The sequence below is a fragment of the Aeromonas sp. MaB10011B genome (genome assembly GCF_017939325.1).
In the GTDB taxonomy this organism is placed as follows: Bacteria; Pseudomonadota; Gammaproteobacteria; order Enterobacterales; family Aeromonadaceae; genus Aeromonas; species Aeromonas caviae.
The window spans coordinates 186,937-205,776 of sequence record NZ_JAGKRK010000002.1 but is presented as its reverse complement, the minus strand read 5'-3'; the positions used below and the strand labels follow the sequence as shown (position 1 = coordinate 205,776).

19 protein-coding genes and 1 rRNA gene are annotated in these 18,840 nt (G+C 62.2%); 10 read left to right on the top strand and 10 right to left on the bottom strand.

Annotated features, from left to right (window positions below):
* Positions 1–24: 24 nt before the first annotated feature.
* Positions 25–139 (top strand): 5S ribosomal RNA (gene rrf, locus J9893_RS01725).
* 101 nt (positions 140–240) lie between these two features.
* Here the strand turns inward: rrf and J9893_RS01720 are convergent.
* From J9893_RS01720 to ilvY, 3 genes are all read right to left on the bottom strand, one after another.
* Positions 241–2,814 carry a bifunctional acetate--CoA ligase family protein/GNAT family N-acetyltransferase gene (locus J9893_RS01720; protein WP_143236892.1) on the bottom strand — a complete coding sequence of 858 codons (2,574 nt, stop codon included), beginning with the start codon at positions 2,812–2,814 and terminating at the stop codon, positions 241–243.
* A 90-nt stretch (positions 2,815–2,904) separates the two neighbouring features.
* Positions 2,905–3,096, bottom strand: coding sequence for a hypothetical protein (locus tag J9893_RS01715; RefSeq protein WP_010676124.1), 192 nt, complete (start codon positions 3,094–3,096; stop codon positions 2,905–2,907).
* Between the two features lie 107 nt (positions 3,097–3,203).
* Positions 3,204–4,097, bottom strand: coding sequence for an HTH-type transcriptional activator IlvY (gene ilvY, locus J9893_RS01710; RefSeq protein WP_010676123.1), 894 nt, complete (start codon positions 4,095–4,097; stop codon positions 3,204–3,206).
* Between the two features lie 193 nt (positions 4,098–4,290).
* Between ilvY and ilvC the strand changes: the two genes are divergently transcribed.
* A complete protein-coding gene (gene ilvC / locus J9893_RS01705; RefSeq protein WP_039041087.1) occupies positions 4,291–5,772 on the top strand; it encodes a ketol-acid reductoisomerase in 1,482 nt (493 codons plus the stop codon).
* A gap of 163 nt (positions 5,773–5,935) precedes the next feature.
* Here ilvC and pgi read toward each other — a convergent pair whose 3' ends face one another.
* Positions 5,936–7,585 (bottom strand): glucose-6-phosphate isomerase, encoded by a 1,650-nt coding sequence (pgi, locus tag J9893_RS01700; RefSeq protein ID WP_069784586.1) that lies wholly within the window; start codon positions 7,583–7,585, stop codon positions 5,936–5,938.
* Positions 7,586–8,006: 421 nt separating this feature from the next.
* On the opposite strand from pgi, the gene J9893_RS01695 reads away from it, so the two are divergent.
* Positions 8,007–8,195: a hypothetical protein gene (locus J9893_RS01695; protein WP_029314882.1), complete on the top strand. Its 189-nt coding sequence runs from the start codon at positions 8,007–8,009 to the stop codon at positions 8,193–8,195.
* A 115-nt stretch (positions 8,196–8,310) separates the two neighbouring features.
* Here the strand turns inward: J9893_RS01695 and J9893_RS01690 are convergent, their stop codons facing one another.
* The 4 genes from J9893_RS01690 to coaBC all read right to left on the bottom strand — a co-directional run bounded on the left by J9893_RS01690 (position 8,311) and on the right by coaBC (position 11,835).
* Positions 8,311–9,147, bottom strand: a complete 837-nt coding sequence (locus J9893_RS01690) for a mechanosensitive ion channel domain-containing protein (protein WP_042864726.1) — start codon at positions 9,145–9,147, stop codon at positions 8,311–8,313.
* Positions 9,148–9,430: 283 nt separating this feature from the next.
* Positions 9,431–10,027 carry a nucleoid occlusion factor SlmA gene (slmA, locus tag J9893_RS01685; protein ID WP_010676117.1) on the bottom strand — a complete coding sequence of 199 codons (597 nt, stop codon included), beginning with the start codon at positions 10,025–10,027 and terminating at the stop codon, positions 9,431–9,433.
* Between the two features lie 70 nt (positions 10,028–10,097).
* The gene (dut, locus tag J9893_RS01680; protein ID WP_010676116.1) at positions 10,098–10,556 is read right to left on the bottom strand and encodes a dUTP diphosphatase; all 459 of its coding nucleotides are present in this window, start codon (positions 10,554–10,556) and stop codon (positions 10,098–10,100) included.
* A 76-nt stretch (positions 10,557–10,632) separates the two neighbouring features.
* Positions 10,633–11,835 (bottom strand): bifunctional phosphopantothenoylcysteine decarboxylase/phosphopantothenate--cysteine ligase CoaBC, encoded by a 1,203-nt coding sequence (gene coaBC / locus J9893_RS01675; protein WP_210600492.1) that lies wholly within the window; start codon positions 11,833–11,835, stop codon positions 10,633–10,635.
* A 147-nt stretch (positions 11,836–11,982) separates the two neighbouring features.
* Between coaBC and radC the strand changes: the two genes are divergently transcribed.
* From radC to J9893_RS01645, 6 genes are all read left to right on the top strand, one after another.
* Entirely contained in the window at positions 11,983–12,657 is a 675-nt protein-coding gene (gene radC, locus J9893_RS01670; RefSeq protein WP_039040991.1) for a DNA repair protein RadC, read from the top strand.
* Between the two features lie 136 nt (positions 12,658–12,793).
* Entirely contained in the window at positions 12,794–13,030 is a 237-nt protein-coding gene (gene rpmB / locus J9893_RS01665) for a 50S ribosomal protein L28 (RefSeq protein WP_005307492.1), read from the top strand.
* A gap of 11 nt (positions 13,031–13,041) precedes the next feature.
* Positions 13,042–13,209, top strand: coding sequence for a 50S ribosomal protein L33 (gene rpmG / locus J9893_RS01660; protein ID WP_210600494.1), 168 nt, complete (start codon positions 13,042–13,044; stop codon positions 13,207–13,209).
* Positions 13,210–13,299: 90 nt separating this feature from the next.
* A complete protein-coding gene (locus J9893_RS01655) occupies positions 13,300–13,755 on the top strand; it encodes a hypothetical protein (protein WP_041212007.1) in 456 nt (151 codons plus the stop codon).
* Positions 13,756–13,769: 14 nt separating this feature from the next.
* Positions 13,770–14,582: a bifunctional DNA-formamidopyrimidine glycosylase/DNA-(apurinic or apyrimidinic site) lyase gene (gene mutM, locus J9893_RS01650; RefSeq protein ID WP_010676112.1), complete on the top strand. Its 813-nt coding sequence runs from the start codon at positions 13,770–13,772 to the stop codon at positions 14,580–14,582.
* A gap of 176 nt (positions 14,583–14,758) precedes the next feature.
* Positions 14,759–15,658 (top strand): VirK/YbjX family protein, encoded by a 900-nt coding sequence (locus J9893_RS01645; RefSeq protein WP_210600546.1) that lies wholly within the window; start codon positions 14,759–14,761, stop codon positions 15,656–15,658.
* A 74-nt stretch (positions 15,659–15,732) separates the two neighbouring features.
* Here the strand turns inward: J9893_RS01645 and coaD are convergent, their stop codons facing one another.
* Positions 15,733–16,215, bottom strand: a complete 483-nt coding sequence (gene coaD / locus J9893_RS01640; protein ID WP_043153322.1) for a pantetheine-phosphate adenylyltransferase — start codon at positions 16,213–16,215, stop codon at positions 15,733–15,735.
* A gap of 221 nt (positions 16,216–16,436) precedes the next feature.
* Here coaD and J9893_RS01635 point away from each other — a divergent pair, with 221 nt between their 5' ends.
* Positions 16,437–17,480 carry a glycosyltransferase family 9 protein gene (locus J9893_RS01635; protein ID WP_143236894.1) on the top strand — a complete coding sequence of 348 codons (1,044 nt, stop codon included), beginning with the start codon at positions 16,437–16,439 and terminating at the stop codon, positions 17,478–17,480.
* A 340-nt stretch (positions 17,481–17,820) separates the two neighbouring features.
* On the opposite strand, the gene J9893_RS01630 is transcribed toward J9893_RS01635, so the two are convergent.
* Entirely contained in the window at positions 17,821–18,597 is a 777-nt protein-coding gene (locus tag J9893_RS01630; protein WP_143236895.1) for a glycosyltransferase family 2 protein, read from the bottom strand.
* Between the last annotated feature and the right edge of the window lie 243 nt (positions 18,598–18,840).

Here is an 18,840-nt window from a genome sequence, read left to right as displayed (position 1 = left end):
AGCTTTCTCAGATTGAAGATTTTGCCTGGCGGCAATAGCGCAGTGGAACCACCTGACCCCATGCCGAACTCAGAAGTGAAACGCTGTAGCGCCGATGGTAGTGTGGCATTCGCCATGCGAGAGTAGGACACTGCCAGGCACCCAATACAAGAAACCCCGCTCACTCGAGCGGGGTTTTTTATTGCCTGAAATTCACGTTATCCATCCATATCTGGTTGATTTACCACCACAATTGTATCGTTATACAACCTGATCAGCACAGGGCAGCTCCATATTGACTATCCCATCTTCCAGCTGAATATCGATCTTGAAACCGAGCCGTTTGGCCAGATTGATCATGCCGCGATTGCTGGGCATGGTCATGCCAGAGAGCTGGCCTATGCCACGCTCTCTGGCGTAGCGCACGATCTTTTCCATCATCAACTTGCCGAGTCCGAGCCCTTTCAAGTCTGAGCGGACCAGGATGGCAAACTCCGCATCCGATTGATCCGGGCTGGCAATGGCTCGCACCACTCCCAGGATCTGCTGGCTAAAAGGGCCGTCCTGACCCACGGCGACGAAGGCCATTTCCCGGTCATAATCGATCTGGGTCATGCGGGCCAGCTCCTCATGCCCCAGCTCCCCCACGTCGGCGAAGAAACGTTTGTACCTGTCTTCATCAGACACCTGCCGCACGAACTGCTTGTGGGCCGGCTCGTCTTCGGGGCGAATGGGGCGCAGCAGCACATGACTCTGATCTTTCAGCCAGGCACCCTCTTCCAGCTCGGTGGGATAGGGGCGAATGGCCAGTGGCAGCACTTGCTGTCCTCGCTCTGCCAGGACGAGCCGGGCATCCAGGATCACCATCTCTTCGCCACAGGCCTGCAGCGGGTGCAGATCCAGTTCTTGTATCTCGGGGAAGGCCAGCAGCAGCTCGGAGAGCTGGCACAGCACCTGGCCGAGGGCGTCGATATTGAGCCGTACCGGACTGGCCTGCTCGCGGATCTTGCCATCCTTGAGGGCACCAATGATCTGGTAGCGAGCCAGTGCCTGGTTGAGGGGAGGAAGGGCCGCGACCATCTCGCGGGGCTCGGCGCCGGATTCCCCGAGCAGGATGACGGGGCCGAAGACCGGATCTTGCTGCATGCGGATCCGTAGCTCCAGACCCCCGCTGCGGCGTGCCATGCGTTGTACCAGCAGCCCTTCTATGCGGGCGCCAGGATCGTGCTGACGTACCCTGTCCAGAATGGCATCTGCCGCCTGGGCGACTTCCGCCGAGGTGCGCAGGTTCAGCATGACACCGTGTACATCGGATTTGTGGGCGATGTCGGGAGATCGCAGCTTCACCGCTACGGGGTAGCCAATCTGTTCTGCAGTCAGTGCGGCTTCGATGGCATCGGAGACGATCCAGGTCGCGAGGGTGGATAGCCCGGCTGCCTGCAAGATGGGATGGGCCAGGTGGGTGTCCAGCACCCGCTGCTGGCGGTCCAGCGCTTGCCCAAGGAGCTGCTGGCAGCGCTCGACATCGAGCCTGTCGCCCTGCAGGGAGGCCGGTGTTTCCATCAACTGTTTCTGGTTGCGGCGATATTCCACCATGTGCATGAAGGCCGTGACGGCGCTTTCCGGGGTGCGATAGGTCGGTATGCCCGCCTCGTTGAACAGGCGTCTCCCCTCCTGGGCGGAGTATTCGCCTGCCCAGTTGGTCAGGATGTTGAATCGTCTGGCCCTGGGATGCTGCTTGATGAAGTCGATCAGGCTGCTGGCGAGGGTGACACCTCGGGCGGTGAGGGACGGTGCATGGATCAGCAGGATGGCATCGGCACTGTCCCCTTGCAGCAGCGTCTCGAGTGCACTCTTGTAGGCCTCGATATCGGCATCGCTGCCGATGTCGAGGGGCGGCATCGCCAGCTTGCCTCCCCGAGACAGCAGTACGTCTGCGGCCATGTTGGCGAGGCCGCGCCCATTGGAGAGGATGGCGAGCCGCTCCCCCTTGAGGGTCAGGGAGTGGCTCAGGGTCTCGACAGTGGCAAACAGTTCGTGGGTATCCCGGACGCGCAGCATGCCAGCCCGGCGGATGGCGGCATCATAGACATTGTCGAGACCGTTGGCCGGGTCGTGCCGACCGCTCTTGAGGATCAGGATGGGTTTGTTGCGCGAGGCGGCACGGGCGGCGGAGAGAAAGTGCCTAGCATCGTGCAGCTTGTCCATGTAGATCAGGATGGCGCGGGTCGTCCCGTCCCGGGAGAGCTGATCCAGCAGTTGGCCAAAGTCGATGTCGCAATGATCGCCCAGGGAGATGAAGGCCGAGAAGCCGATTTCGCGCTGCTTGGCCCAATCCAGGATGGTGGTGCTGACCGCTGCCGACTGGGAGAGAAACGCCACCTGTCCCGGAGTCGCTGCAATGGGGGAAAAGCTGGCGTTGATACCCTGCCCGGGGAGCAGCATGCCCATGCTGTTGGGGCCGAGCAGCCGGATGCCGTATTGCTGGCACAGATGCTTGAGCCGCAGGCGCTCGTCAGTGGAGAACTGGGCGGCCAGTATGATGGCGGCTCCGGTTCCTTTCTTGCCGAGCTCCTCGATGAGCGGCAGTACCCGTTCGCGCCGGGTACAGACGATGGCGAGATCGGGGGAGAGGGGAAGGCTCTCTATGTCCGGATAGGCGAGCACGCCAGCGACGGCCTGGCTGCGGGGGGCTACGGGTAGTATGGGGCCCTGGAACTGACCCGCCAGCAGGTGCCGGATGACCACATGGCCTGCCTTCTGCGGATCACAGGAGGCGCCGATGACGGCGATCGAGTGAGGTTTGAAGAGCCGATCCAGGCCGCTTTGTTTCATGGGCACTCCTCGTGGTGGCCCCCGGGTCGAGGGGGACGGATGGTGCCAGTCTAATACGCTTTGCGTGCGGGTTCTGTGACCGATTGCGGATCACGATCTGGCCAGTGCGCTGGCGCGCAGATAAAAGCGCAGCTCCCCCTGAATGCATTGCACCGTGGCGAGGTGCCTGTCCTGGAGATAGATCTCCTGCTCCCGATCGAGTTCATGGCGCTGGACCCCGAGGCTTTGCAGATATTCTGCGAACAGGATGGCACTGCGGATTTCGACAAGATGCTGGCTCACGCTCTATTCCTTGATGGTGGCTGGATGGTGCCGGCCAGTGTCCCCTCTTCTCCCCCACTTTCATACTGATACATTTGACACTCACTGTGGCTCTGACGCCTGCCGGATCAGCGAAGGCCTCCCTGGCCGCGTGCAGTGTCCCAGAAGGCGCGGATCAGCGGCTCTTCCAGCCGCTTCTTGAGCACGGCGATGCCGACGTCGAACGCCTTGAGCGCCGGTTTGGGCTCGACCACACGCACCTTGTCCCCCATGGGGCTGTGATCGATGACGGCGGCAGGCACGACACCCACACCGAAGCCGAGGGCCACCATGGCGACGATGCCCTCGTTGCCCGCCACTTCTGCATAGATGTTGGGAGCTATCCCCTTGTTGCGAAACCATTGATCACAGCGCTTTCGGGCCAGCCCCTGTTCGGAGAGGATCAGCGGCAGGCGCTCCCAGTCAGGTTCGCCCTGGGGGAACCACTGACCCTGCTGGGGGGCATTGCGGGGGGCGATGAACACCAGAGGGACTTGTTGCAGGCTGGCGAATTCCAGCTTGGACGAGAGCGCATCCGGCCTCGCTGCGATGGCGAGATCGGCTTCGTCAGCCAGGATCTTGTCCACTGCCAGTGCCGGGTCGCCGGTCTCCAGCTTGATCTCCAGCTGGGGATAACGGCGACGAAAGCGTTCCAGTACCTCGGGCAGCAGAAAGTAGCTGGCGGTGACCGAGCAGAACACCCGCAGCCGCCCTTGCAGCGGCTCGTCGCTGCGCTTGAGCTCCTGTTTGAGTTGGCGCCACTCCTGCAGCAAGGCACCGCCAAACTCCCGCAGCTTGTCACCAGCAGGGGTGAGCCGCACCGAGCGGTTGTCCCGCTCGAACAGCACGCAGCCGGTCTCCTGTTCCAGTCGCTGGATGGCGCGGCTCAGGGTGGAGGGGCTGACCGCCATGGCATCGGCGCTTTTGCCGAAGTGGAGGGAGTCGGCGAGGTGGAGAAACAGTTCGAGATTGCGAAGGTCCATCTTTTTATTCCTGCGGCGTTGTCAGGCGCCCTGTAGCACGATGGCTCGACGGCGGGAGATTGCGGGAAATCACATTTCAATTCCTGCAACGTACTGTTTCGAATATATCAGTTCAGGCAATAAGTGTCCCGCGCTATAGTGGTTTCGACAACGCCGCTATCCGGCATGGAATCAATCGAACGGAGCAATCACCATGGCTAACTATTTCAACACCTTGAACCTGCGTCAGCAGTTGGCCCAACTGGGCAAGTGTCGTTTCATGCAGCGCGAAGAGTTCGCGGACGGCTGCAACGTGCTGAAGGGCAAGAAGGTGGTGATTGTGGGCTGTGGCGCCCAGGGCCTGAACCAGGGTCTGAACATGCGCGACTCCGGGCTGGACATCTCCTACGCCCTGCGCAAGGCCGCCATCACCGAGAAGCGCGCCTCCTGGCAGAAGGCCACCGACAACGGCTTCGTGGTCGGCACCTATGAAGAGCTGATCCCGACCGCCGATCTGGTGCTGAACCTGACTCCGGACAAGCAGCACTCCGACGTCGTCAAAACCGTGATGCCGCTGATGAAGCAGGGCGCCGCTCTGGGTTACTCCCACGGTTTCAACGTGGTGGAAGAGGGTCAGCAGATCCGCTCCGACATCACCGTCGTGATGGTTGCACCCAAATGCCCGGGCACCGAAGTGCGTGAAGAGTACAAGCGCGGCTTCGGCGTACCGACCCTGATCGCCGTCCACCCGGAGAATGATCCCCAGGGTGAGGGCATGGCCATCGCCAAGGCGTGGGCCTCTGCTACCGGTGGCGACCGTGCCGGCGTGCTGGAATCTTCCTTCGTCGCGGAAGTGAAATCCGACCTGATGGGCGAGCAGACCATTCTGTGCGGCATGCTGCAGGCCGGTTCCCTGCTCTGCTACGACAAGCTGGTTGCCGAGGGCACCGACCCGGCCTATGCCGGCAAGCTGATCCAGTTCGGCTGGGAGACCATCACCGAGGCCCTGAAGCAGGGCGGCATCAGCTTGATGATGGACCGTCTCTCTAACCCGGCCAAGCTGCGTGCCTTCGAGCTCTCCGAGCAACTGCGCACCCTGATGCGTCCGCTGTTCGAGAAGCACATGGATGACATCATCGCCGGCGAGTTCTCCCGCGGCATGATGGCTGACTGGGCCGAAGACGATGCCAAGCTGTTCGGCTGGCGCGAAGAGACCGGCAAGTCCGCCTTCGAGAATGCCCCTGCCTATGCCGGCAAGATCGCCGAGCAGGAGTACTTCGACAATGGCGTGGTCATGGTGGCCATGGTCAAGGCGGGTGTGGAGCTGGCGTTCGAGACCATGGTGGCCTCCGGCATCTATGAGGAGTCTGCCTACTACGAATCCCTGCACGAGCTGCCGCTGATCGCCAACACCGTCGCTCGCAAGCGTCTGTACGAGATGAACGTGGTCATCTCCGATACCGCGGAGTACGGCAACTACCTGTTCGCCAACGCCGCCGTGCCGCTGTTGCGCGAGCACTTCATGCCGACCCTGCAAGCAGGGGACCTGGGCAGTGCCCGTGCCGAGAGCAAGGCGGTGGACAACCTGGCCTTGCTGGCTGCCAACGAAGCGACCCGCAACCACCCGATCGAGAAGATCGGCCAGACCCTGCGTGGTTACATGAAGGACATGAAGCGTATTGCCGTCGGCGGTTAAGCCTTCGCTGAGCGGCATCGGAAGGGGCGGGGATGACGATCCCCGTTACTGGCTGGCTTAGACACCTGGCCTGTCGTCCGGATGATGCAAACAGACAGATTGAAGCCTATAAAAAAGCCCCGCTCATCGAGCGGGGCTTTTGCATTCTGGAGGGCGGGAGCAATCAGGCCTTCCAGGCTTTCCAGGTGTTGATCAGGCCGTTGGTGGAGCCGTCGTGGCTGGTGACGGCCTCATCTGTGCCCAGCTCCGGCAGGATCTTGTTGGCCAGCTGTTTGCCCAGCTCCACACCCCACTGGTCGAAGGAGAAGATGTTCCAGATTGCGCCCTGTACGAAGATCTTGTGCTCGTACATGGCGATCAGGGAGCCGAGGGTTTTCGGGGTCAGCTGCTTGAACAGGATGGAGTTGGTCGGGCGGTTGCCTTCGAACACCTTGAACGGCACCAGATCCTTGACCTGCTCCAGGGTCTTGCCGGCGGCCAGGAACTCGGCCTCCACCGCTTCCTTGCTCTTGCCGAAGGCCAGAGCCTCGGTCTGGGCGAAGAAGTTGGCCAGGAGCTTCGGATGGTGGTCACCGATGGGGTTATGGCTGATGGCCGGCGCCAGGAAGTCGCAGGGGATCAGCTTGGTGCCCTGATGGATCAACTGGTAGAAGGCGTGCTGGCCGTTGGTACCCGGCTCACCCCAGATGATGGGGCCGGTCTGGTAGTCCACCGGATTGCCGTCGCGGTCCACGTACTTGCCGTTGGACTCCATGTTGCCTTGCTGGAAGTAGGCAGGGAAGCGATGCATGTACTGATCGTACGGCAGGATAGCTTCGGACTCGGCACCATGGAAGTTGTTGTACCACAGGCCGATCAGGGCCAGCAGTACGGGCACGTTCTGTTCATAGGCGGCAGTGGCGAAGTGCATGTCCATCTCGAAGGCGCCTTGCAGCAGGGCCTCGAAGTGCTCGAAGCCGAGGGAGAGGGCGATGGGCATGCCGATGGCGGACCAGGAGGAGTAGCGGCCGCCGACCCAGTCCCAGAACTCGAACATGTTGTCGGTGTCGATGCCGAACTCGGCCACGGCCTTGCCGTTGGTCGAGAGGGCGGCGAAGTGCTTGGCAACGTGGGCCTTGTCACCGGCATGACCGAGGAACCAGTCGCGGGCGGTCAGGGCGTTGGTCATGGTCTCTTGGGTGGTGAAGGTCTTTGAGGCCACCAGGAACAGGGTGGTTTCCGGATCGATCTTCTTGAGCGTCTCGGCGATGTGGGTGCCGTCGACGTTGGAGACGAAGTGCATCTCCAGGTGATTCTTGTAGGGGCGCAGGGCCTCGGTGATCATGACGGGGCCCAGATCGGAGCCACCAATGCCGATGTTGACCACGTGCTGGATGGCCTTGCCGGTATAGCCCTTCCACTCGCCACCGATGACCTTCTCGCAGAAGCCCTTCATCTTGGCCAGTACGGCGTTCACTTCCGGCATCACGTCCTTGCCGTCAACCTCGATGGGACGGTCGGAGCGGTTGCGCAGGGCGGTGTGCAGTACGGCGCGCCCTTCGGTCATGTTGATCTTGTCGCCGTTGAACATGGCGTCGATGGCGCTGCGCAGATCGGTCTCGCCAGCCAGGTTCACCAGCAGCTTGAGGGTCTCTTCGGTGATCAGGTTCTTGGAGTAGTCGACTAGGATGTCGCCACCGAAGGTGAGGGAGAACTTGTCAAAACGCTGGGGATCCTGTGCGAACAGATCCTTGAGACGCATCTCCTTGTTGGCTGCAAAATGGGCTTCCAGTGCCTGCCAGGCCTGGGTCCGGGTTGGATTGATATTTTTCATAGGATTATCAGTCTTCCAAGTTGTGTTTGAACCTTGCAGGCAAGGCTCCCGCCAAACCTTATTATGCGAGCATTATACCGGGCACTCCGTGCGCCCCGTGTAACAGAGCATTACCAATTGTCTGCAACGAGGGAGTGTACAACCAAAACAGTGCGATTATGAGTCACTCAGTACCCCGGGATCTTGCGTTCGCGCATGCTTGTTCGGGTTGAAAAGGCTTTCATTTCAAGGGGAGCGCGGCCGTGGCTCTGGAAAGCTGGCGTGACAGATCAAAGGGTATTCAACAGACGCTCATCGGACGGTTTTTTGAGCAGGCGCAAATGGTGGGCAACAGACGCTGGCTATCATATGAGCCGAATGGACGAGATCTCCCAGGGATGGCCAAGGTATGGAATCAATGGTGTGGAATGAGGAGATCGAGATGAAAGCCCTGTTATCCCTGTTTGCCCTGAGCTTGATCGCCACCGGCCTCATCGGTTTGCTGACCCTGACGCTGGCCAATGCGGCGCCGACGCTGGAGATCCGCGTACTGGCGGTGATCGGAGCCGTGCTGGGGGGTTATGTGCTGATGCAGCCCCTGCTCAACCGGGTTGCACGCCGGCTGGGGTGAGAACGCGGTGCGACCTGGTGCGCAAGACCGGCCTGTGGCCGGTTTTTTCATGTCACAGAAGACAGAAACGACAGTGCCAGCCCGAAGGCTGGCACTGGAGAACGCACACCGAGGATCAATCCGCCGTCTTCTGCATGTGAACCACACGCTGGGGGAAGGGGATCTCGATGCCCTCGGCGTCGAAGGTGAGCTTCACCTTCTCGTGGAAGTCGAACCAGACACCCCAGTAATCACCGGTCTTGACCCAGGGGCGCACCACGATATTGACCGAGGAGTCGGCCAGCGCGGCGACGGCAATGGTGGCGGCCTGCTCCTTCAGGATGCGGGGCTCTTCGCTCACCAGCCGCTCCAGGATCTGTTTGGCCTTGCGCAGGTCGGAGCCGTAGCCGATGCCGAATGTCATGTCGACGCGGCGGGTATCCATACGCGAGTAGTTGACGATGGTGCCGTTGAGGATGGCGGAGTTTGGCACTACCACCATCTTGTTGTCACCCGAGGTGAGGGTGGTGGTGAAGAGCTGGACCGATTGCACAACGCCATTGGTGCCTGCCACCTCGATGAATTCCCCAGCCTTGATGGGGCGGAAGATGATGAGCAGGAAACCGGCGGCAAAGTTGGAGAGAGAGCCCTGCAGCGCCAGACCGATGGCCAGACCGGCGGCACCGATAATGGCGACGAAGGAGGCGGTCTGCACCCCGACCCGGCCCAGGGCGGCGATCACCACGAACACCAGGATGGTGTATTTGAGGATGCTGCCGACGAAGTGGGTGACGGTGGTGTCCAGCTTGCGGGTCTGCATCACCTTGACCACGCCACCGCTGAGAAGGTTGGCGGCAATGTAACCGACCAGCAGGGTGATCAGGGCGGCGGCGATGTTGACCGCATACTCGATGATCAGTCCCTGGTTGTTGGTCAGCCAGGTCTGTGCTTCGGTAATGATCTCGGGTTCCATAGGATGTCCTGTTGGTGTGAAGATTTATGGCAGATGAATCTAACACTTGAGCGCGACAAGCTGGGTCGCATCTGGTGCTTGTCTCTTCTTTTGTGCCATAAAAAGCAAGGGAGGCCAAGGCCTCCCGTTTTGTCACAACCCTGCTGGCGCAGGGACGCTCGGCATGTGCGCACTCAGCTTTGCAGCTGCTGGTTGCGGATGAACTGCCACTGATCTTCAAACCCGGCGGTGGGGTTGATTGTGAGCTCGGAGCAGACGTGCATTGGTTGATGGGTCTGCTGGCTCAGCTTTGCAGCAGCTGGCTGCGGATAAACTGCCACTGATCTTCAAACCCGGCGGTGGGCTTGATTTTGAACTCCGAGCGGACGAACTGGCTGATGCGGCCCTCGGTATAGGCCAGCAGCAGGTTGGCCAGCATGGTCTCGTCGAGCTGGAAGCCCTGGCCTTCCCGCAGCCGTTTCTCGCGCAGTACCTGCTTGATCTGGGTCTCCAGCTTGTCGAACAGGATGCTGATGCGATCCCGCAGCCGATCGTGTTCGCCCAGCAGGGCATCGCCATTGAGAATGCGGGTGATGCCGGGGTTGCGCTCGGCAAACACCAGCAGCAGCTGCAGTATGTGATGGCAGCGGGCCATGGTGTCCTTCTCTTCGGCCATGATCAGGTTGACCCGTGACAGCAGGGAATCCTCGATAAAGTCGATCAGCCCCTCGAACATCCTCGCCTTGCTGGGAAAATGCCGGTAGAGGGCCGCCTCGGACACGCCCACCTCGGCCGCGAGGCGTGCCGTGGTGATGCGCTGGCCCGGGCTGGTTTCCAGCATGTGGGCGAGTGCCTGCAGGATCTGATCGCGCCGACTCTGTTTCTGGTTACTGCTTGCCATGGATTCCCCTAAAAAAACAATGGCTTGATTCTATTATTTGGCACGTGCCCCAGGGGGCCGTGTGGTCTTGTTATTGGCGACCAGAAGAACCAAACCCGCCTTCACCCCGTTCACTCTGATTGAATTCGTCGACCAACTGGAAGCTGGCCTGTACCACCGGCAGGATCACCAGCTGGGCGATGCGCTCGCCAGGCTGCATGGTGAAGCTGTCGTTGCCACGGTTCCAGACCGAGACCATCAACTGACCCTGGTAGTCGGAGTCGATGAGGCCGACCAGGTTGCCCAGCACGATGCCGTGCTTATGGCCGAGGCCGGAGCGGGGCAGGATGGTGGCGCACAGACCCGGATCCTGGATGTGAATGGCCAGCCCGGTCGGCACCAGAGTGGTGTCGCCCGGGGCCAGGGTCAGCGGGGCATCCAGCAGGGCGCGCAAGTCCATGCCAGCGGAGCCCGGTGTGGCGTAAGCGGGCAGCGGGAAGTCGGTGCCGATGCGGGCATCCAGGATTTTCAGTTCAATTTGTGTCGTCATGAATCTTTTTCAATTGGATCGCCTGGCGATCGGGTGGTACTGCAGGAGCCTGGGGCTCCCGGCATGTTCAATGGGCTCAGGGTCGATAATGGCGTGCAATCAGGGCGACAAGATGACGGGCGAGCGTCAGCTTATCGGCCAGGGGCAGGGCGGCTTGACCCCCTTGCCAGAAGACGGTCAGGGCGTTGTCATCGGCATTGAAGCCCTGGCCTGCACGGGACACATCGTTGGCTGCGATCATGTCCAGCCGCTTACGTCGAAGTTTGTCGAGGGCGTATTGTTCCACATCCACGGTTTCGGCGGCAAATCCGACGGTGAAGGGTTTGTCTGACAACGTCCCCACATCGGCGATGATGTCGGGGTTTTTGACCAGGGTCAGCTGCATCTGGTCGTTGTCGCCGGTCTTCTTGATCTTTTGCTCGGCCACCTGGGCGGGACGGTAGTCGGCGACGGCAGCGCAGCCGATAAAGAGGTCGCACTCATCGACCCGGCTCATCACCGCTTCGTGCATCTGCAGGGCACTCTCCACATCGATGCGGGTAACGCCGGCCGGGGTGGTCAGTGCCACCGGGCCGCTCACCAGGGTCACCTCCGCGCCCGCTTCGCGCGCGGCGCGGGCGATGGCGTAGCCCATCTTGCCGGAGCTGTGGTTGCTGATATAGCGCACCGGATCGAGCGCCTCGCGGGTCGGCCCGGCGGTGAGCAGCAGCCTGACGCCTGCCAGGAGCGGTTCGGCGGCGAGCTGCTGGCAGCAGCGTTCCACCAGTTCCAGGGGATCCAGCATCCGGCCCGGGCCCACGTCGCCGCAGGCCTGGCTGCCGGAATCCGGCCCCCACAGCTGAATACCGCGCTCGGCTAGGGTCTGAAGGTTGGCCTGGGTAGCGGCGTTGCGATACATCTGCTGGTTCATGGCTGGCGCCAGGGCGACAGTCGCCGGGGTGGCCAGGCAGAGGGTGGTGAGCAGCTCGTCCGCCATGCCGGCGGCCATGCGGGCCATCAGATTGGCGCTGGCGGGGGCGATCAGCACCAGATCGGCCCATTTGGCCAGCTCGATGTGGCCCATGCCCGCCTCGGCAGCCGGGTCCAGCAGACTGTCGGCCACCGGGTGGCCTGAGACGGCTTGCAGGGTCAGCGGGGTGATGAACTCCTTGGCGGAGCGGGTCATCACCACTCGCACCTCGGCCCCCTGATCTTTCAGGCGACGTACCAGTTCGGCACTCTTGTAGGCGGCGATCCCGCCACTGACACCCAACAGGATGCGTTTATCGGCCAATCTCATCTGCTGCTTCTCTTCCGGCTCACTCTGACTGGTCGGCTAAGATAGCACAGGCAATGGGTGGCGACAGAGGCTGACATGGGGGAGTTGTGGTCGGGCTCGCGGGATTCTTTGCTATGTTTTCTCTCAATAGCCATGAGGGAGAGACAAATGAGCATCAAGGAGTGGCCGGAAGAGGAGCGCCCGAGGGAAAAGCTGCTGCGCCGAGGGGCGGCGACGCTCTCCGATGCCGAACTGCTGGCCATCTTCTTGCGCACCGGGGTCAGTGGGTTGAGTGCGGTGGATCTCTCTCGCCAGTTGTTGCAGCAGTTTGGTTCCCTGCGGGCACTGCTGGGAGCCGAGCAGCAGGATTTTTGTGGCGCTCACGGGCTGGGACCTGCCAAGTATGCCCAGTTGCAGGCGGTGCTGGAGATGGGGCGGCGCCATCTGGCCGAACAGTTGCAACGGGGAGAGGCGCTCACCTCGCCCGGGCTTACCCGTGACTTTCTGCAAGCCCAGTTGCGGGATCGGGGGCGGGAGGTGTTCGCCCTGCTGCTGCTCGACAACCAGCATAGGGTCATCCGGTTTGTCGAACTTTTTTACGGCACCCTCGACTCGGCGAGCGTCTGGCCCAGAGAAATCGTGCAGATCGCGCTCAAACATAATGCAGCCGCCGTGATTCTGGCGCATAATCACCCGTCCGGCGTGGCCGAGCCCAGTCGGGCGGACCGCCAGATCACGGATCGGATCCTGGCCGCCCTGGCCCTGGTCGATATCAGAGTGCTTGATCACCTGGTGATCGGTGATGGCATCACGGTTTCTTTCGCAGAGCGTGGTTGGTTGTGACTGGGCTCTGGCACTGTATTAGTTGATCTTTGATCACGGATGCTGTATAAAATGCCGCCTTCTGTTTGCCCCGCAATCGAAGGCCAGCGGGGCAGATATTTGCTCGAGCAATGAAGTAAGATTTGGAGAGACTGACATGTCTAGAGTATGCCAAGTAACCGGCAAGCGCCCGGCAGTTGGTAACAACCGTTCGCACGCTAACAACGCTACCAAGCGTCGTTTCCTGCCGAACCTGCACACTCACCGTTTCTGGGTTGAGAGTGAAAAACGCTTCGTGAGCCTGCGCGTATCCGCAAAAGGCATGCGTATCATCGACAAGCGCGGCGTTGAAGTGGTTCTGGCTGAACTGCGTGCCAGCGGCGTTAAGGTATAAGGAATTAGATCATGGCTAAAGGTATTCGCGATAAGATTCGCCTGAACTCCAGCGCCGGTACTGGTCACTTCTATACCACTACCAAGAACAAGCGCACCATGCCCGAAAAAATGGAGATCAAGAAATTTGATCCCGTGATTCGTCAGCATGTGATGTACAAAGAAGGCAAAATCAAGTAATTACTTGGTTTCGCTGCAAAAACCCGGCCTCGTGCCGGGTTTTTTTATGGCTGGAATTCAGTACACTGCCGATTCGAAGGGAGGCTAGCCATGTTCAAACTGAGCCGCAAAGGCTGGAACAACGTGATCATCGTGGTCGTGTTGATCGTCATTACCCTGTTGCACCGGCTGGAGCAGGCCCAGCAGGAGAACAGTGCCAAACGCGCGCGTCCGCTGTTGCCGGAGAGTGCCGTGGTGCTGACCTGGCAGGGGCCGAGCTGGCAGATAGAGCGTATCGGCCAGGGCTGGCGCAGCGCGCCGGATCTGGGGCTTGGCAGCACCCAGCTGGCGGCCCGCATCGAGGCGTGGCAAGGCTGGCTGCTGCCCCCCGGCGAGCCCGTGCGCGGCACCCCGGTGACCCTCAAGATCTGGATCGCCGGACAGAGCGATCCGGTGGAAGTCGGGCTCTATCAGGACGACGGCAAGTTTGCCGCCCTGCTGCCCTCCTCGACCTGGCTCAGCTTGAGTCAGGCGCAATACCGTGACCTGATGCGTCCCATTCCCTGAACGAGAGATCGCCCATGCCTGAATTACCGGAAGTCGAAGTCAGCCGCCAGGGCATCTCCCCCTGGCTTACCGGCATCAAGGTGACCCGCGTGGTGGTGCGGGACGGCCGCCTGCGCTGGCCCGTGCCCGGCGAGATCCAGGAGCTGGTGGATCTCGTCATCCACCGCGTCAGCCGCCGCGCCAAATACCTGTTGCTGGAGACCGACTTCGGCACCGCCATCCTGCATCTCGGGATGTCCGGCAGCCTGCGGGTGCTGGACATCGGCACCCCGGCCGAGAAGCACGATCACGTGGATATCGAGCTGGCCAACGGCAAGCTGCTGCGGCTCAACGATCCGCGCCGTTTTGGCGCCCTGCTGTGGACCCGCGAACCGGCCGAGGCCCATGCCCTGCTCGCCAAGCTGGGGCCGGAACCCCTCACCGATGCCTTCCATGCCGATTACCTGCGGGAGCGGGCGAAGGGGCGCAGCACCGCCATCAAGCAGTTCCTGATGGACAACCACGTGGTGGTCGGGGTGGGCAACATCTACGCCAATGAGGCGCTCTATGCCGCCGGCATTCATCCCAGGCGGGCGGCGGGCAACATCAGCGCCGAGCGGCTGGGCACCCTGGTGAGCGAGATCAAGCGGGTGCTGGCCGAAGCCATTCGCCAGGGGGGCACCACCCTCAAGGATTTCACCAGCGCCGACGGCAAGCCGGGCTATTTCGTGCAGCAGCTGCAGGTTTACGGCCGTGGCGGCCAGCCCTGTTTCCACTGCCACACCCTGCTCACCGAGGTGAAGATGGGCCAGCGAACCACGGTGTTCTGCTCCCACTGCCAACGCTGAAAGTGGGATTTTTGAGCCGGGATCGGCCAAGTTGTAAGAGAGTATTTCCGGTCTGTTGAAGCTGCGTCAGCCCATGACTACTATCTCGCCAGTTCAGGCTGCGAGGTAATAAAATGACAGCTAAATCAATAGACTGGGAACATTTATCCCGGCAGGGGCACTATTGTGCCCACGATATGGCCCGCTTCCTCTATCCCGAAGACAGCGCCCGCAAGACTTTCAATCGCGGCAAGTTTTTGCTGCGCAGTCTGCTCTACCGTGCGCAGTTGAACCGGGTGTTCGAGCTGTTCCAGAGCGCCCCCCTGCGGGCGCTTCCCGCCCGCCACCCCCTGCGGGCGCTTCCCGCCCGCCACCCCGAGCTGCTCGACAAGCCGATGCGCCCCTATCGCTTCGCCTGCTCGACGGTGAACCAGCGGGTCAAGATGGTGGAGGATCACTACCGCCTGCTGCTGGGCCTGTACCCCGAGCTCATCGACCCGCTCTATCTGGGGGAGGGGATAGTGCTGGGCCATTATCCCGATGGCGGCTGGCGCATCGTGCTGCGTCACGACGGCACCTTCCGCAGGGAGGCGGAGCTGGCGCTCTCCATCGTCAACGCGCGGGGGGAGCGACTCTACAGCTGTGCCTTCTCCCTGGCGGGCAACGAACAGGAGCTGGCCCTGGTGATCGGGTCGGTGCAGGGGCCGGAGCCCTGTGTCGAGCAGCCCCAGGAGCAGGTGCGGGCATTGACCCGGGCGGGTCAGGGTCTGAGACCCAAGTCACTGGTGGTGATGCTGGTGATGGCGCTGGCCGGGGCCATGGGGGCCCACCGGGTCTGTGCGGTGCGCATGAAGGCCCACATCTTCCAGGCAAGACGGTACAGCAAGAAGAAGAAAGCCTGCCTGCAGGCGGACTACGACGAGCTGTGGCAGGAGTTTGGCGCCCTCGATCAGGACGCCAACTTCGTGCGGCTTCAACCCGTGGTGCGCAAGCCGCTGGAGGAGATCGCCGCCAAGAAGCGGGCCATGTACCGGCGTCGCTACGAGTGGCTCGATCAGCTGGAGCGGGCGATCCGCCAGCAGTTTGCCCGCAGCTAGGCGTGCAGTGCCTTGATGCAACCAGGGCTACCCGCGGGTAGCCCTTGTTCGTTTCTGCCCATCAGGGGAGGGGATTAGCGCTGCTGCTTGGCGGCAATGGCCTGAGCCACCAGGGGGTCGACGAACTGGTGGATGTCACCTCCGTGCAGCGCCACCTCCTTCACCAGGGTGGAGGAGATGAAGGAGTTCTCCTCCGCCGGGGTGAGGAAGACGCTCTCCAGGGTGGGCATCAGGCGACGGTTCATGTTGGCGAGCTGGAACTCGTATTCGAAGTCGGAGACGGCGCGCAGGCCGCGGATCAGCACGTTGGCCTGCTGCTCCCTGGCAAAATCCACCAGCAGGCCGGAGAAGCCCACCACCTTGACGTTGGGCAGGTGAGCCGTCACCTGCCGGGCCAGCTGAACGCGCTCCTCGAGATCGAACAGCGGCCGTTTGCTCGGGCTGTTGGCCACCCCGACCACCACCTCGTCGAACAGTCTGGCGGCGCGGCCAATGAGATCGGTATGGCCGTTGGTGATGGGGTCGAAGGTGCCGGGATAGATTACCTTGTTGGTCATGCTGCTGATTCCTGAAACCGGAAAACTGGTCGCATTATAGGGGCTGTTGCCGATTTGTCGCGACCGGGATGGCGCGGATTTCTGGCGCTGATCGGCGGCCGGGGTCGCACAAATCGGAGCCCCGTGGCGTCTTCGCTTGAGAATCGCCCTGCATCAGGCAAGAATACCCGCATCGCGCATCAAGCCTCCTTCGCTGGTGACAGGGAGCATAGGGATTTTTTATGAAACGTATTCTGGTAGTCCGCAATGACAAGATTGGTGACTTCATGCTGGCGTGGCCGAGCTTTGCCATGCTCAAGCGCTCCATGGAGTGTCATGTGACTGCCCTGGTTCCCGCCTACACGGCGCCCTTGGCCCGCCTCTGCCCATGGATCGACGAGATCATCCTGGATCCGGGTGCCCGGGCCGACAAGGAGCAGCAACGCGCCCTGCTGGCGCGCCTCAAGGCGGCCGCCTTCGATGCCTCCATCTGCCTCTTCTCCAACACCCGCAATGCCAAGCTGGTGTGGAAGGCGCACATTCCCTACCGGCTGGCACCAGCCACCAAGCTGGCCCAGGTGCTCTACAACCAGCGCCTGGTGCAGCGCCGCTCCCGCTCCCAGAAGCCGGAGTACGAATACAACCTGGATCTGGTGCGCCGCTTCCTCGCCGATCAGCATCAGACCGTGGTAGAGCCACAGGGCCCCTACCTCGGCTTCGACCCCGAGAGCCTGCTGCAGGTGCGCGAGCAGGTCGCCGCCCGTCTCAGGCTCGACGCCAGCCGCCCCTGGCTGATGGTGCATGCGGGCAGCGGTGGCTCGGCCAACAACCTCTCCATCGAGCAGTACTCGCGCCTCATCATCAAGCTCAACCAGGCCTGTCCCGAGTTGCAGTGCGTGCTGACGGCAGGGCCGGGGGAGGAGGGGAAGGCGGAGCAGTTGGCGGCCGAACTGCTGGCCCATGGGGGCAACGGCTGGATCTATCGCTCCGACGAGGGGCTGCCAAAGTTCTGCCAGGTGATGGCCAACGCCGCCCTGTTCGTGGCGGGCAGCACGGGGCCCCTGCACATCGCCGCGGCCATGGACGTGCCGACCGTCGGTTTCTTCCCGGCACACCGTTCGGCGACGCCGCTGCGCTGGCGGCCGCTCAACGGCGAGGGGCGCCATCTGCCCTTCAGCCCGCCGGAAGACAGCGACCACCCGGAGGATATGAGCCAGCTCGATCCCAAGGCCATGGCGGCAGAGATCGCCCGCTGGGCGCCGTCCTTCTGGCGCGCCGAACGCTGAGAGCGCACACAGAACATACAGACAGGGCCCCGCGGGGCCCTGTCTGTATGGGGATGCGCCCTGCTGGCAGACCGGCCTACCGGGCGTGGCCCCCATCAGCCCCTTTGACGGGCCTGCCCGGGCCCCGGGCAGGGGAAACCTGTCGGTATAAGCCGGAGTCGGGTCATGTTGCCAATATCCATGCATTCGGCTTATAGCGGCCAGTTTTCGTCCGTGGCGCCCGGGTTTGCGCCGTGAGCGGCCCCGCGAGGGCTGCGCCCGCTCCATGGCCATGGGGTTTGCCCCTTGTCCCGCTGGAACAAGGGGTGAGTGATTAATGGGATGTTTGAGGCGCGATGCCCTATTTCGGCTGCTGGGGCTGCTGGCGAACCCAGAGATCGGCGTATTTGACGAAGGTGGAGTGGGCGGAGAGGATGGCCAGCAGCAGGCCCTGCTTGCCGTCGAGGAAACCGGCCTTGAGCAGGTACATCTTGAGGAAGCAGCCGACGGCGTGGACCAGTCCCTGACCGAGGGATCCCTCCTTGCCGCGGGCGGTACGCTGATCGGCCCATGCGCGGGCATAGCCGGCGGATTTGACCAGGTAGTGTTCCAGATCCCGGTAGGTGTAGTGGAGGAGGTCGCCCTGCAGGTTGACGATCTTCATGTTGGCGCGCACCTCCACCTTCTCGTGTACCAGCGCCTCGTTGTAGCCGGTCAGCGCCTTGGGGTAGAGGCGCAGCACCCGATCCGGGTACCAGCCGCTGTGGCGGATGAAGCGACCGAACACCCAGGAGAGGCGCGGGATGGAGTAGATGGTGTCGCTGGCCGGGTTGGCCATGACCCCCTGGATGGCTTCCCTGAGTTCCGGGGTGAGCCGCTCGTCCGCGTCCAGCCACAGCACCCACTCCGACTGGACATGGGACTGGGCGAGGCGGCGCTGGCGGCCGAAACCGGGCCAGGTGGTGTTGACGAAGAAGCGGGCGCCAAATTCGGCGGCGATGGCGGGGGTCTCATCCTGACTGCCGGAGTCCAGGATGACGATTTCGTCCACCAGATCGCCGAGGGAGGCGAGGCAGGCACGGAGGTTGTCGGCTTCGTTCTTGACGATCAGGACGGCCGCCAGGGTCGGTTTTTTCACAGGCAAGGGACTCTTGTTAGTGCCCGGCGGGCGGGTCATGCTCGGATTGGCGCCCATTCTAGCCTAAAACCCCGCGCGGGGCATGACCCGAGGGCCCGGTGGGCCCGCTTTTGAATGCGGGGGAAGGGGGATCTCTGCTACCCGGCAGTCGGTGGCCCAGGGCACGCCGTGTCCGGGTCGAAGAGGGCCTCAGGAGGGATGCGTGGGGGAGCAGATCCTGCCAGGTAGGCGTTTTGCGGGAGC